The 14,164-nt window shown below is 71.1% G+C and carries 11 protein-coding genes; 4 read left to right on the forward strand and 7 right to left on the reverse strand.

The genetic code is table 11. From position 1 onward, the window contains the following. Nucleotides 1-86: 86 nt before the first annotated feature. The 7 genes from murD to rsmH form a co-directional block, all read right to left on the reverse strand. The gene (gene murD / locus ACFU95_RS09835) at nt 87-1,511 is read right to left on the reverse strand and encodes a UDP-N-acetylmuramoyl-L-alanine--D-glutamate ligase (RefSeq protein ID WP_383824302.1); all 1,425 of its coding nucleotides are present in this window, start codon (nt 1,509-1,511) and stop codon (nt 87-89) included. Next, a complete protein-coding gene (gene mraY, locus ACFU95_RS09840) occupies nt 1,493-2,566 on the reverse strand; it encodes a phospho-N-acetylmuramoyl-pentapeptide-transferase (RefSeq protein WP_048583442.1) in 1,074 nt (357 codons plus the stop codon). The genes murD and mraY overlap by 19 nt, the downstream gene beginning before the upstream one ends. Next, nucleotides 2,563-3,969, reverse strand: coding sequence for a UDP-N-acetylmuramoyl-tripeptide--D-alanyl-D-alanine ligase (murF, locus tag ACFU95_RS09845; RefSeq protein ID WP_383824306.1), 1,407 nt, complete (start codon nt 3,967-3,969; stop codon nt 2,563-2,565). The genes mraY and murF overlap by 4 nt, the downstream gene beginning before the upstream one ends. A gap of 4 nt (nt 3,970-3,973) precedes the next feature. Next, a complete protein-coding gene (locus tag ACFU95_RS09850; RefSeq protein ID WP_383824309.1) occupies nt 3,974-5,503 on the reverse strand; it encodes a UDP-N-acetylmuramoyl-L-alanyl-D-glutamate--2,6-diaminopimelate ligase in 1,530 nt (509 codons plus the stop codon). 186 nt (nt 5,504-5,689) lie between these two features. Then, nucleotides 5,690-7,648, reverse strand: a complete 1,959-nt coding sequence (locus tag ACFU95_RS09855) for a peptidoglycan D,D-transpeptidase FtsI family protein (RefSeq protein ID WP_383824312.1) — start codon at nt 7,646-7,648, stop codon at nt 5,690-5,692. A gap of 5 nt (nt 7,649-7,653) precedes the next feature. Beyond that, the gene (locus ACFU95_RS09860; protein WP_383824315.1) at nt 7,654-8,208 is read right to left on the reverse strand and encodes a septum formation initiator family protein; all 555 of its coding nucleotides are present in this window, start codon (nt 8,206-8,208) and stop codon (nt 7,654-7,656) included. Nucleotides 8,209-8,286: 78 nt separating this feature from the next. Beyond that, complete coding sequence (rsmH, locus tag ACFU95_RS09865; RefSeq protein ID WP_383824317.1) at nt 8,287-9,243, reverse strand: 16S rRNA (cytosine(1402)-N(4))-methyltransferase RsmH; 957 nt, start codon at nt 9,241-9,243, stop codon at nt 8,287-8,289. A gap of 377 nt (nt 9,244-9,620) precedes the next feature. On the opposite strand from rsmH, the gene ACFU95_RS09870 reads away from it, so the two are divergent. From ACFU95_RS09870 to ACFU95_RS09885, 4 genes are all read left to right on the forward strand, one after another. Continuing rightward, nucleotides 9,621-10,232, forward strand: a complete 612-nt coding sequence (locus ACFU95_RS09870) for a beta-class carbonic anhydrase (protein WP_383824320.1) — start codon at nt 9,621-9,623, stop codon at nt 10,230-10,232. 232 nt (nt 10,233-10,464) lie between these two features. After that, nucleotides 10,465-11,508 carry an AAA family ATPase gene (locus ACFU95_RS09875; protein WP_383824323.1) on the forward strand — a complete coding sequence of 348 codons (1,044 nt, stop codon included), beginning with the start codon at nt 10,465-10,467 and terminating at the stop codon, nt 11,506-11,508. Beyond that, complete coding sequence (locus ACFU95_RS09880) at nt 11,505-12,878, forward strand: DUF58 domain-containing protein (RefSeq protein ID WP_383824326.1); 1,374 nt, start codon at nt 11,505-11,507, stop codon at nt 12,876-12,878. The genes ACFU95_RS09875 and ACFU95_RS09880 overlap by 4 nt, the downstream gene beginning before the upstream one ends. Continuing rightward, on the forward strand, nt 12,875-14,164 hold a 1,290-nt coding region (locus ACFU95_RS09885; RefSeq protein WP_383824329.1), incomplete at its 3' end, for a DUF3488 domain-containing protein. The genes ACFU95_RS09880 and ACFU95_RS09885, both read left to right, overlap by 4 nt.

Below are 14,164 nucleotides of genomic sequence, written 5' to 3' on the forward strand. Positions count from 1 at the left end.
TCGTGGGAGTACGTACCGTCCGGCCACATCCGAGTCACGCGTCCCTCCAAGGGTCCCGAAGCACCCGCAGTGGCCGAGACCCGGCGTCAGGCGCCCGCGCCGAGTTCGCGAACGGCCTCCGCGAACACGTCACCGCGCTGGTTGTAGTTGGCGAACATGTCCATCGAGGCACAGGCCGGGGCGAGCAGCACCGTGTCGCCTGGCTGGGCGAGCCGCCGCGCTTCGCGGACCGCCGCGAGCATCGCCCCAGTGTCGGTCCGGTCGAGGTCGACGACGGGTACTTCCGGCGCGTGTCGCGCCAGGGCTTCACGGATCAGGCCCCGATCCGCGCCGATGAGCACGACTCCGCGCAGCCGCTCGGCCGCCCTGGTCACCAGTTCCTCGAAGACGGCGCCCTTGGCGAGCCCGCCCGCGATCCACACGATGGACTCGTAGGCCGCCAACGAGGCTTCCGCCGCGTGGGTGTTGGTGGCCTTGGAGTCGTCGATGTAGGCGACGTCGTCCACGTCCGCCACGTGCGCGATGCGGTGGGCGTCCGGGGTGAAGGCGCGCAGGCCGTCCCGTACGGCCTGGGGAGGCACGCCGTACGCCCGGGCGAGGGCCGCCGCCGCCAGGGCGTTGGCGATGTTGTGCGGAACCGGCGGGTTGACGTCGGTGACCTCGGCGAGCTCCTGGGCGTTCTTCTGCCGGTTCTCGACGAAGGCGCGGTCGACCAGGACCCCCTCGACGACGCCGAGTTGGGACGGGGCCGGGGTGCCGAGGGTGAAGCCGATGGCCCGGCAGCCCTCCTCGACGTCCGCGTCGCGCACCAGGTCCTCGGTGGCCTTGTCGGCGACGTTGTAGACACAGGCGACGCGATTGCCCTCGTAGATGCGGCCCTTGTCGGCGGCGTACGCCTCCATGGAGCCGTGCCAGTCGAGGTGGTCGGGGGCGAGGTTCAGCACGGCCGCCGAGTGCGCCCGCAGCGAGGGCGCCCAGTGGAGCTGGTAGCTGGACAACTCCACGGCCAGGACGTCGTACTGCTCCTCGCCGAGCACCGCGTCGAGGAGCGAGACGCCGATGTTGCCCACGGCGGCGGTGCGCAGGCCCGCCGCCCTGAGGATGGAGGCGAGCATCTGGACGGTCGTGGTCTTGCCGTTGGTGCCGGTGACGGCGAGCCAGGGCGCGGCGTCCGGACCGCGCAGCCGCCAGGCGAGCTCGACGTCGCCCCAGACCGGGACGCCCGCCTCATGAGCCGCCGCGAACAGCGGCTTGTCCGGCTTCCAGCCGGGCGCGGTGACGATGAGTTCGGTGCCTTCGGGCAGGGTCGCCCCGTCGCCGAGGCGGACGGTGATGCCCAGGGCCTCCAGCTCGGCGGCCTGGGCACGCGCGCGTGCGTCGTCACCGTCGTTGACGACGGTGATCTTCGCGCCGAGGCCGTGCAGCACCTTGGCCGCCGGGATCCCGGAGACACCGAGTCCCGCGACGGTGACGTTCTTCCCCTGCCAGTCGGTCACTTGTCCGCTGCCCATCCCGCGTAGAAGAGGCCCAGTCCGACAATCACACAGATGCCCTGAATGATCCAGAAGCGGACCACGATGAGTACTTCGGACCAGCCCTGCAGTTCGAAGTGGTGCTGGAGTGGCGCCATCCGGAAGACGCGCTTGCCGGTGAGGCGGAAGGAGCCGACCTGGATGACCACCGACATGGTGATCAGCACGAACAGGCCGCCGAGGAGGGCGACCAGCAGCTCGGTGCGGGAGCAGATGGCGAGGCCCGCCAGCGCGCCGCCCAGGGCGAGCGAACCGGTGTCCCCCATGAAGATCTTGGCCGGCGAGGTGTTCCACCACAGGAAGCCGAGGCAGGCGCCCATCAGCGCGGAGGAGACGACGGCGAGGTCCAGTGGATCGCGTACCTCGTAGCAGGCGCCCGGGTTGGTGAGGGTCTGCGCGTTGGCGCAGGACTCCTGGAACTGCCAGACACCGATGAAGGTGTAGGCGCCGAAGACCAGCACGGAGGCGCCGGTGGCGAGGCCGTCCAGACCGTCCGTCAGGTTCACGCCGTTCGACATGGCGAGGATCATGAACAGCGCCCAGACGACGAACAGCACCGGGCCGATGGACCAGCCGAAGTCCTGCACGAAGGAGAGCTTGGTGGAGGCCGGGGTGTTGCCCCGGTTGTCCGCGAACTGGAGCGAGAGCACCGCGAAGGCGATACCGCCGAGCAGCTGGCCCGCCATCTTGGCCTTGGCCCGCAGGCCCAGCGACCGCCGCTTGACGATCTTGATGTAGTCGTCCAGGAAGCCGACCAGACCCATGCCGGCCATCAGACCGATCACCAGGATGCCGGAGAAGGTCGGCGGCTTGCCCGTGATCAGCTTGGACAGGAAGTACGCGACGATCGTCGCCAGGATGAAGGCGATACCGCCCATGGTCGGCGTACCGCGCTTGCTGTGGTGCTCGCGCGGGCCGTCGTCACGGATGTACTGGCCGTAGCCCTTGCGGGCCAGCAGCTTGATCAGCAGCGGGGTGCCGACCAGGGTCAGGAAGAGGCCAATGACTCCTGAGAACAGGATCTGATTCATCATCGGGCGGCAACCTCACCCTCGGTACCGCCCGCGAGCAGCGCCTCGGCGACACTCTCCAGACCTACCGAACGGGACGCCTTCACGAGTACGACGTCCCCCGGGCGCAACTCGCTGCGCAACAGGTCGACCGCCGCCTGTGCGTCGGACACGTGCACCGACTCCTCACCCCACGAACCCTCGTTATATGCGCCCAGTTGCAGCCAGGACGCTTCCCTGCCCCCGACTGCGACGAGCTTGCTGACGTTGAGCCGGACGGCGAGCCGTCCGACCGCGTCGTGCTCGGCGAGCGCCTCGTCCCCGAGCTCGGCCATCTCACCGAGCACCGCCCACGTACGGCGTCCTCTGCCCATGGCCGCGAGCGCGCGCAGAGCGGCTCGCATGGACTCGGGGTTCGCGTTGTAGGCGTCGTTGACGACCGTCACGCCGTCCGGGCGCTCGGTGACCTCCATCCGCCAGCGGGAGAGGGAGCCCGCCTCGGAGAGCGCGGTGGCGATCTCTTCCGCGGACATGCCCAGCTCATGGGCGACGGCGGCCGCGGCGAGCGCGTTCGACACGTGGTGCTCACCGTACAGGCGCATGGTCACATCGCTGCACCCGGAGGGTGTGTGAAGCATGAAGGAAGGCTGTCCGGTGTCCGTGAGTCGCACGTTCTCGGCGCGTACGTCCGCTTCGCCGGACTCTCCGAAAAGGATCACCTTCGCCTTCGTACGTGATGCCATGGCCCGTACGAGGGGATCGTCGGCGTTGAGGATCGCCGCGCCGTCCTCCGGGAGGCTCTCCACCAACTCGCCCTTGGCCTGCGCGATCTGCTCACGGCCGCCGAACTCGCCGATGTGGGCGGTGCCGACGTTGAGCACGAGGCCGATCTTCGGGGGCGTCAGATCGGTGAGATAGCGGATGTGGCCGATGCCGCGGGCGCCCATCTCCAGGACGAGGAACCTCGTCTCCTCGGTGGCACTGAGCGCGGTCAGCGGCAGCCCGATCTCGTTGTTGAGCGAGCCCGGCGTCCACACCGTGGGCGCCTCGCGCTGGAGCACCTGGGCGATCAGGTCCTTGGTGCTGGTCTTGCCCGCCGAGCCGGTCAGGGCCACGAGGGTCGCACCCAGCCGTCGTACGACATGACGGGCGAGGGCGCCGAGCGCCGTCTGGACGTCGGCCACGACGATCGCGGGAGCGTCGACCGGCCGCGACGCCAGTACGGCGACCGCCCCCGCTTCGACGACCTGCCGGGCGAAGTCGTGGCCGTCCACGCGCTCACCGGCGAAGGCGGCGAAGAGGGTGCCGGGCCCCACCTCACGGGAGTCCCGGACGACCGGTCCGGTGACCTGGACGGACGGATCCGGTATGTCGTGCGTCTGCCCGCCGACGACTTCTGCGATCTCGGCGAGAGAGAGGGCGATCACAAGTTCATCCCTGGGTCTTCTGGATAGCTTCGCGCAGCACCTGGCGGTCGTCGAAGGGACGGACCACTCCGGCGATGTCCTGGCCCTGCTCATGGCCCTTGCCGGCGACCAGCACGGTGTCGCCGGGCCGGGCGCGGGCGACGGCCGCGGCGATGGCGGCGGCCCGGTCCTCGAAGACCTGGACCTCGCCACGCTCGTGTGCCGGTACGGACGCCGCGCCCTGGAGCATGGTCGCGAGGATCGCGAGGGGGTCTTCGGAACGGGGGTTGTCGGAGGTCAGTACGGCGGTGTCGGAGAGCCGGGCGGCGGCGGCGCCCATCGGCTCGCGCTTGGTCACGTCACGGTCCCCGCCGCAGCCGAGCACGACGTGCAGGCTGCCCTCGGTGACCTTGCGGAGCGCCTTGAGCACCGATTCGACGGCGTCGGTCTTGTGGGCGTAGTCCACGACCGCGAGATACGGCTGCCCGGCGTCCACGCGTTCCAGCCGGCCCGGCACGCCCGGTACCGCGGCGATGCCGTCGGCGGCGGCCTGGACGTCGAGCCCGGCGGCCGCCAGGGCGGTGATGGCGGCGAGGGTGTTCGCCACGTTGAAGGGGCCCGCGATCGGCGACCTGGCGGCGATCCGCTCGCCCCCCGGGCCGATCACGGTGAACGTCGAGTCCATGGGCCCGATCGTCACGTCCTCGGCGCGCCAGTCGGCGTCGGGGTGACCCTCGGCGGAGAAGGTGACGACCGGGACGGTGGCTTCCTTGGCCAGCCGGCGGCCGTACTCGTCGTCGAGGTTGACGACGCCGAGCCTGCTGCGTTTCGGGGTGAACAGCTGCGCCTTGGCCTGGAAGTAGTCCTCCATGTCGGAGTGGAACTCCATGTGCTCCGGGCTGAGGTTGGTGAAGACGGCGATGTCGAAGACGCAGGCGTCGACCCGGCCGAGGACCAGCGCGTGGCTGGAGACCTCCATGGCGACCGCCTCGACACCGCGTTCGCGCATGACGGCGAACAGGGCCTGGAGGTCGGTGGCCTCGGGCGTGGTGCGCTCGGACTTGATGCGCTCGTCGCCGATGCGCATCTCGACCGTGCCGATGAGTCCGGTGGTGCGGGCGGCCTTGAGGGCGCCCTCGACGAGATACGCCGTCGTGGTCTTGCCGGAGGTGCCGGTGATGCCGATCTGGAGGAGATCGCGGCCGGGATGGCCGTAGATCGTGGCCGCCAGTTCACCCATCTGCCCGCGCGGCTCGTCGACGACCAGGACCGGCAGGCCGGTCGCGGCCGCGCGCTCGGCGCCGGTCGGGTCGGTCAGCACGGCGACCGCGCCGAGGCCCGCGGCCTGCGTGACGAAGTCGGCGCCGTGCAGGCGGGCGCCCGGGAGGGCGGCGTACAGATCGCCGGGGCGGACGGCGCGCGAGTCATGGGTGATGCCCGTGACCTCCACGGCGGCGTCCGCGCGGTCCGGCGCGGTGGCACCCAGCTGATCGGCGAGTTCCGCGAGGGGTGTGGCGGAGAGCTGCACCGGCCTGGGCGGCCCGGGGTACGTCACGGGATGCCCCTTCTGGGTGGTTTGGGACTGATCAGCGTGTGGCACGGCGGTGAGCGTACCGGGCGCACCCGCCCGGGAGCGAAGTGAGGGGCGGGGGGCGCCTGGGTTCCCGGAGTCGGGAGTGATCGTTGTCACGAGGTGTTTCCTGGCTGCTCGGTGCTGATCAGGGTGGTCGGTCGTCAGTGGTCAGTTGAAGGCGACCGGGAGCTTGGCGGCCTTGGCCCCGGTCGGCGGGACCTGGAGGGTCTTCAGGGCGAACTCCATCACCTGCTTGTAGATGGGGCCGCAGATCTGGCCGCCGAAGTAGTTGCCCTGGGTGGCGTTCTGGATGGCGCAGTAGACCGTGACACGGGGCTTGTCCGCGGGCGCGAACCCGGCGAACGACGACGTGTAGCCGCGGTACTTGCCGGTGGCCGGATCCACTCGGTTCGCCGTACCCGTCTTGCCCGCGACCCGGTAGCCGGGGATGCGCGCCTTGGTGCCGGTGCCCTCCCTGTCGTCCACGACCGACTCCAGCATCTGGGCGAGGGTCTTCGCCGTCTTGGCGCTGATGACCCGGCTCTTCTCGGGCTTCGGCGCCTCGGTGAACTTCCCGTCGGGCCCCTCGGTGCCGCGCACGAGGGTGGGTTCGACGCGTACGCCGCCGTTGGCGATCGTGGAGTAGATCGAGGCCGCCTGCATCGCGTTGAGGGACAGACCCTGGCCGAAAGGAATCGTGTACTGCTGCGACGTCGACCACTTGTCCGGCGCCGCCAGGATGCCCGGGGTCTCGCCGGGGAAGCCGAGCCCGGTGTAGCTGCCGAGGCCGAACTTGCGCAGGTAGTCGTAGAGGACCTTGTTGGCCGCCCGCTGGGTCTTGCCGAGCTGGCCGGTGGCGAGGATGGTGCCGATGTTGCTGGACTTGGCGAGCACGCCGTTGAGCGTCAGGAACCAGGTGTCGTGGTCGATGTCGTCCTTGAAGAGCCGGTCACCGCGGTGCAGCCGGTTGGGCACGATGACATGCGTGCCGGGTGTGGCCACACCCTCTTGCAGTACGGCGGCCATCGACATGATCTTGGCGGTGGAACCGGGCTCGAAGGCGTCCTGGAGGGCCGCGTTGCCCATGTTCGCGCTGCTGGCCTCGGAGAGGTCGTTCGGGTCGAAGCCGGGGGAGTTGGCCATGGCGAGGATCTCGCCGGTGCGGGTGTCCTGGACGATCACATAGCCGCGGTCCGCCTTGGACTCCCGCACCTGCTTGGTGATCGCGTTCTGCGCGGCCCATTGGATGTCGCGGTCGATGGTGAGCTCGACGTCGCTGCCGGGCACCGCGGGCGTCTCGGTGGAGCCCACGGTGGGGACCTGGCGGCCGCCGGACTGGGCGTAGCGGATCTCGCCGTCCGTGCCGGACAACTGCTTGTTCAGCTGCTGCTCGATCCCGCCGCCGCCCTTGCCGTCGGCGTTGACCCAGCCCAGTATCCCGGCGGCGAGGTCGCCGTTCGGGTAGACGCGCTTGCTGCTGGCGACCGAGAGGACGCCGGCGAGGACGTTGACCGTGCTCTTGTCGTTCTCGGCCTTGGTGGCCAGAGCGCTCTTCAGATCCTTGATCTGCTTCCAGACCTGCGGGGTCTGGCGGTTCGCCAGCAGGGTGTAGCGCAGGTTCGTGTTCGCCGGCCGGAGCTTCCTGACGATCTTCTCCGGCTCCTGGCCGAGGATCGGCGCGAGGAGGGCGGCCGCCTGCTCGGGGCCGTCGTCGATCTTCAGCTGCTCACGGGAGAACAGCGTGGGGTCGGCCGTGATGTCGTACGCGTCCACACTGGCCGCCAGGGCGACACCGTTGCGGTCGGTGATGCCGCCGCGCTCGGCGGCCAGCGTGTAGCCCACATACCGGTTCTTCTCGGCCTTGGCGGCGTAGGTGCCGGCGTCGACCCCCTGCACCTGGAGCAGCCGTACGACGAAGGCGGCCAGGACCAGAGTCAGGGCCAGACCGACCATGCGCAGCCGGGGGCGGGGGCTGCCGAGCCGGATCTTGCCGGAGGGCATGGGGCGGGGCCGTGCCGGGCGGCGGGCCGGGCGGGCGCCGGGGCCCGGGCGGCGCTGGGCGCCGGCGGAGCGAGCGGGCTTCGCGGGGCCGGGCACGCGCCGCCGGGGCGGTTCCCTGTCGGACACTTCCGTCACCTGCCGGGGGTCGGGTACGTGGAGGGCTGGGCGGAGGGCGCGTACTGGGGTACGGCGTAGCTGGCCGGGGCCGGCGTGGTGAGGGTGGCCTCGGGAGAGGGCGTGGTGGGCGCCGGGGGCGTCCCGGGCTCGCCGCCGAGGGCCTCGGGGGCGAGCACGAGGGGGTTGTACGCGGCGCCCTGCCCACCGGCCGCGGGGCTGGGAACGCCCTTGACCGTGCCGTCGGGGTTGAGGAAGGCGGGGTCGCCGCCGGGCACCATGCCCAGTTCGAGTGCGCGGCGTTGTAGGGCGTCGGGGGCGGAGTAGGCGTCGATGTCCCGCTGGAGGGACTGTTCCTCGTCGGTGAGGGCCTTCGTCTCCTTCTGGATGTCGTCGAGTCTGAAGGCGCCTTCGCTGAGGGCGGAGTTCAGTACGAGGAGCCCGATCAGGCCGCCACCGAGCAGGAGGACGACGAGGAGGACGAAGGGGGCGCGGGCGGCCTGTCTGGCCCCCGCGGGGAAGAGCCGCGCGAGCCGGGCGGCCCGCCCCCTCAGTTCGGGTTTCCTACTCACTCGCCCTCCCCCGAGTCCGGTTCTCCAACTCATGGGTTTGAATCCTGGACCCGGACACCCGCCCCGGCCTCCCGCCCGTCATTCGATGGACTCCCTGATGCGCTCGGCGCCCCGCAGACGCGCCGGTGCGGCGCGCCGGTTCTCGGCGACCTCTTCCTCGGTGGGAAGTTCGGCACCGCGCGTCAGCAGCTTGAGTCGCGGCTGGTACTGCTCGGGGACGACGGGCAGCCCTGGCGGGGCGGTGTTGGCGGCGCCGGCCGCGAACACCTGCTTGACCAGCCGGTCCTCCAGCGAGTGGTACGACAGGACGGCGATGCGTCCGCCGACGGCGAGAGCCTGCACCGCGGCCGGGATCGCCCGCTCCAGGACCGAGAGCTCGCCGTTGACCTCGATGCGCAGCGCCTGGAAGGTGCGCTTGGCCGGGTTGCCGCCGGTGCGCTTGGCGGCCTGCGGCAGCGCGTCCCGGATGAGCTCCACGAGCCGGGCGCTGTTGCTGAACGGCTCCTTGTCGCGCTCGCGCACGACGGCGGCCACGATCCGCTTGGCCTGCTTCTCCTCGCCGTACGCCCGCAGGATCCGGACCAGTTCGCCGGGCGGGTAGGTGTTGAGGACCTCGGCGGCACTGACGCCGGTCGTCTGGTCCATGCGCATGTCGAGGGGGGCGTCCTGAGCGTAGGCGAAGCCGCGGTCGGCCTCGTCCAGCTGCATCGAGGAGACACCGAGGTCGAACAGCACGCCCTGCACGCGCGCGATGCCGAGCCTGTCCAGGACCTCGGGGAGCTCGTCGTAGACGGCGTGCACGAGGGTCGCGCGCTCGCCGTGGGGCGCGAGCCGCTCGCCGGACAGGCGCAGGGCCTCCTTGTCCCGGTCGAGGGCGACGAGCCGGGCCTCGGGGAACCGCTGGAGGAGCGCCTCGCTGTGGCCGCCGAGCCCGAGCGTGCAGTCGACGACCACCGCTCCGGGCCGCTCCAGGGCGGGGGCCAACAGGTCCAGGCACCGCTGGAGCATCACCGGGACATGTCGACTCTGGCTCAAGGGGCCCTCTCAGATCCGACGGGCTCGCACGCACCGCCGGGTCCCCGTCCTCCCCCAGCGAGCTGGAGGACCCCCGGTGAAGAGGAGGCCCGCCGGCGCCGGAAGCGTCAGCCGACCGGGAGCGGGAGGAGGCCGAGCCGTACGTACGCGCCGCGCACGCGGGGAGATCTCCGGAAAGTCGCCGGGATCTCCGGGGAATTCAGTCCAGCAGGGAGTCTCGCCTCCCGCTTCGCGTCACTTTAGTCCACGGTGTCTCGCGGTCAATCAACCGGCCTGCGCGTCGCCACTTCGGGTTCCGCCTCAGCCGCACCATGCGCGAAATCGCTCGTATGGGCGCACGCACGCCACCCCTGTGGGTTAGCTCACCACAAGACGCAATGGCGTTCTTTGTCCCCTCTCACAGCAGGACCGTTTCAGACGTGACCAGTAACGTCATGGGTATGACGACTTCTGCATCGGTACCCGCCCGCCCCGAGAGTGCGATAGTCCACCGCGGCACGGTCACCGACCGTCTGGTCGAGGCCAACGAGCGCTACGCCTCCGCGTTCAGCGACCCTGGCATGGACGCCCGCCCCGTACTCCAGGTCGCCATCGTCGCCTGTATGGACGCCCGGCTCGACCTGCATGCCGCGCTCGGTCTGGAACTCGGCGACTGTCACACCATCCGCAACGCCGGTGGCGTCGTCACGGACGACGTGATCCGCTCGCTCACCATCAGCCAGCGCAAGCTCGGCACCCGCAGCATCGTCCTGATCCACCACACCGGCTGCGGCCTGGAGTCCCTCACCGAGGACTTCCGCACCGAGCTGGAGCTGGAGGTCGGCCAGCGGCCCGCCTGGGCGGTGGAGTCCTTCCGGGACGTCGACCAGGACGTGCGGCAGTCGATGCAGCGCGTGCGCACCTCGCCGTTCCTGGTGAACACCGACGACGTGCGCGGCTTCGTCTTCGACGTGAGGACGGGTCTGCTGCGCGAGGTCGACCCCGCGTAACCCGCTGTCGCAGCTGTCGTTTCGCTGTCAATCCAGCCTCCGGGCCGCACAAAAGGCCCTAAGCCCTGACATATCGCGGACAGTTGTCCACAGTCGAGTGACACGAATCGGTAACGGCAGCAAGAATGCGAGTGTGGCGGCACGCGAAACGTTTCCCGCGTGGTGTCCGTGTTCAAGGGGTGGGCCGGTCCGCATCGCGTCGGCCCGGAAAGAACGGGCCGAGGAGGGCCGGGTGACGACCTATGACGATCGAGCGAGCCTCACTGATCTGACCGCCACTGTGGAGCGTGTCCGCAGTTCGGTGGAGGGTGTGATCGAGGGCAAGCCCGAGGTCGTACGGCTTTCGCTGACCGTGCTGCTCGCCGAGGGACATCTTCTGATCGAAGACGTCCCCGGCGTGGGCAAGACGATGCTGGCCAAGGCGCTGGCACGGTCCATCGACTGTTCGGTCAGGCGTATCCAGTTCACGCCCGACCTGCTGCCGTCCGACATCACCGGTGTGTCCATCTGGGACCAGCAGCGCAAGGACTTCGAGTTCAAGCCCGGCGCGATCTTCGCCCAGATCGTGATCGGCGACGAGATCAACCGCGCCTCGCCGAAGACGCAGTCCGCGCTGCTGGAGTCCATGGAGGAGCGCCAGGTCACCATCGACGGCCAGACCTACGAGCTGCCGAGCCCCTTCATGGTGGTGGCCACGCAGAACCCGGTCGAGATGGAGGGCACCTATCCGCTGCCCGAGGCCCAGCGCGACCGCTTCATGGCCCGCGTCTCCGTCGGCTACCCGAGCGTGGAGGCCGAGCTCCAGATGCTGGACGTGCACGGCGGGGCCTCCCCGCTGGAGGACCTCCAGCCGGTGGCGCACGCGCACGACATCGTGAAGCTGATCGACGCGGTCCGCGGCGTCCACGTCGCCGAGCCGGTGCGGCGGTACGCGGTGGAGCTGGTCGCCGCCACGCGCACCCACCCGGACCTCAGACTCGGCGCCTCCCCGCGCGCGACGCTGCATCTGCTGCGCGCGGCGAAGGCGTCGGCGGCCCTGAGCGGCCGGGAGTACGCGCTGCCGGACGACGTGCAGGCCCTCGCCGTGGCCGTCCTGGCCCACCGCCTGCTGCCCACCGCGCAGGCCCAGCTGAACCGCCGTTCCTCCGAGCAGGTCGTCCAGGAGATCCTGCAACGCACCCCGGTGCCCGCCGCGCCGCACCAGCAGAGCGGCTTCGGCGGCCTGGGCCGCGGCACTCAGGCGTACGGCCAGCAGCCGCCGCGGAGGCTCGGATGACCTCCGGTGGGACCGGGCAGGCGGAGGCGGACCGCGGCGAGAAGAGCGGGATCCGCACCGCGCTGGCCGGTCTGACCACACGTGGCCGCTCCTTCCTGGCCGCCGGCATCGCGGCCGCCGTCTGCGCCTACGTCCTCGGCCAGAGCGACCTGCTGCGTGTCGGTCTGCTGCTGGCGGTGCTCCCGCTGGTGTGCGCGACCGTGCTGTACCGCACGCGCTACCGGGTCGCGGGCAGTCGCCGGCTCTCCCCCGCGCGCGTGCCCGCCGGCAGCGAGGCCCGAGTGCATCTGCGGATGGACAACGTCTCCCGGCTGCCCACGGGCCTGCTGATGCTCCAGGACCGGGTGCCGTACGTCCTCGGGCCGCGCCCGCGCTTCGTACTGGACCGGGTGGAGGCGGGCGGCCGCCGCGAGGTGTCCTACCGCGTGCGCTCCGACCTGCGCGGCCGCTATCCGCTGGGCCCGCTGCAGCTGCGCCTGAGCGACCCGTTCGGCATGTGCGAGCTGACCCGCTCCTTCTCGACGTACGACACCCTGACGGTCATCCCGCGCGTGGAGCCGCTGCCACCGGTGCGCTTCAGCGGGGAGGCCAAGGGGTACGGCGACGGGCGGCAGCGGTCGCTCGCCCTGGCCGGCGAGGACGACGTGATCCCGCGCGGGTACCGCTACGGCGACGACCTGCGCCGCGTGCACTGGCGCTCGACCGCGCGCTACGGCGAGCTGATGGTGCGCCGTGAGGAGCAGCCGCAGCGCTCCCGCTGCACGGTGCTGCTGGACACCCGGGGCCTTGCCTTCCGGGGCGCGGGCCCGGACTCGGCCTTCGAGTGGGCCGTCTCGGGCACCGCGTCCACGCTGGTCCACATGCTCGAACGGGGCTTCTCCGTCCGGCTGTTGACCGACACCGGCAGCTCGGTGCCCGGCGAGGGCGCCGACGGGTTCGCGGGCGCGAGCCAGGAGTCGGCGGACGCGGCCGGGCTGATGATGGACACCCTCGCGGTGATCGACCACTCGGACGGTACGGGGCTGTCGCGGGCGTACGACGTGCTGCGCGGCGGCAACGAGGGGCTGTTGGTCGCCTTCTTCGGCGACCTCGACGAGGAGCAGGCGGCGGTGGCCGCCAAGATGCGCCAGCGCAGCGGTGGCGCGGTGGCCTTCGTGCTGGACAGCGGGGCGTGGGTGCGGGAACCGGCCGATGGGCCCGGCGCGTTGGACAGGAGCGAGGAGCGGCTGCGGATGCTGCGGGAGGCGGGCTGGACGGCCCTGAGCGTGCCGCGGGGCGCTTCACTGGACGAGCTGTGGCGTCAGGCGGACCGAGCGCGTACGGACGCGGTCTCGGCGAGTGGGGCGCGGGGCGAGGGGGGACGGGCATGAGCGGACGGACGCGGATGGCGCTGTGCGCCGCGGCGGCCACACTGATGGCGTCCTGCGCCCTGCTGCCGCTGGTCTCCCCGGTCACCTGGCTGATTCAGGCGATCTTCCTGTTGGCGGTCCAGACGGGTGTGGGCATGGCGACCCGGCGCGTGCCGCTGGCCCGCCCTTTGACGGTGGTGGCGCAGGTTCTCGTCGCCCTGATGCTGCTGACCATGACCTTCGCCAACCAGCAGGCGATCATCGGAGTGATCCCCGGCCCGGAGGCCTTCCGCCACTTCGGCGAGCTGTTGCAGACGGGCGCGGACGACGTCAGCCGGTACTCGATCCCGGCGCCCCTGTCGGACGGCATCCGGCTGATGCTCATCGGCGGCGTCCTGATCATCGGCCTGGCGGTGGACACCCTCGCGGTGACCTTCCGCAGCGCCGCCCCGGCCGGGCTGCCGCTGCTGGCGCTGTACTCGGTGGCCGCGGGGCTGTCCGACGGCGGTGCGGACTGGCTGTGGTTCCTGGTCGCCGCCGTGGGCTATCTGATGCTGCTCCTGGCCGAGGGGCGCGACCGGCTCTCGCAGTGGGGCCGGGTCTTCGGCGGGGCCCCGCGCAGACCCGGCGGGGAGCCGACCGACGCGGTGGCGCCGGTCCGTACCGGGCGGCGCATCGGCGTGGTCGCCCTGGGCATCGCCCTGGTGGTACCGCTCGGGCTGCCCGCGATGAACGGCGGCCTGCTGGACGCCGCGGGCACCGGTGTCGGGTCCGGCAGCGGCAGGGGCGGCACGATCTCCGCGGTGAACCCGCTGGTGTCCCTGCGCGACAGCCTGAACGTGGACGAGGACCGCGAAGTCCTGTCCCTGAAGACCAACACGAGCGACCTCTCGAACCTGTACCTGCGGATCGTGTCCCTGGACGACTTCGACGGCACCACCTGGCAGCCGTCCAAGCGCAACATCCAGGCCATGCCCGACCAGTTCCCCACCCCCTTCGGCCTCGGCCCCGACGTGCGGCGCACGGAGGTCGAGACGACCGTCTCGGCCGCGGACTGGTACGCCCAGAACTGGCTGCCGATGCCGTACCCGCCCAGCGGTGTGAACATCTCGGGCGACTGGCGGTACGAGCCGCTGGGCATGACGGTCGTCGGCGACCGCCGCCAGACCACCCGCGGGGCGACGTACACCGTGCGCAGCCTCGACGTCCAGCCGACGGCGGACCAGCTGGCGAACGCGCCAAAGCCGCCCGCCGCCCTGAAGCGCGAGTTCACCGAGCTCCCCGACTCGCTGCCGTCGGTGGTCGCC

Source organism: Streptomyces sp. NPDC057623 (assembly GCF_042800355.1).
Taxonomy (GTDB): Bacteria; Actinomycetota; Actinomycetes; order Streptomycetales; family Streptomycetaceae; genus Streptomyces.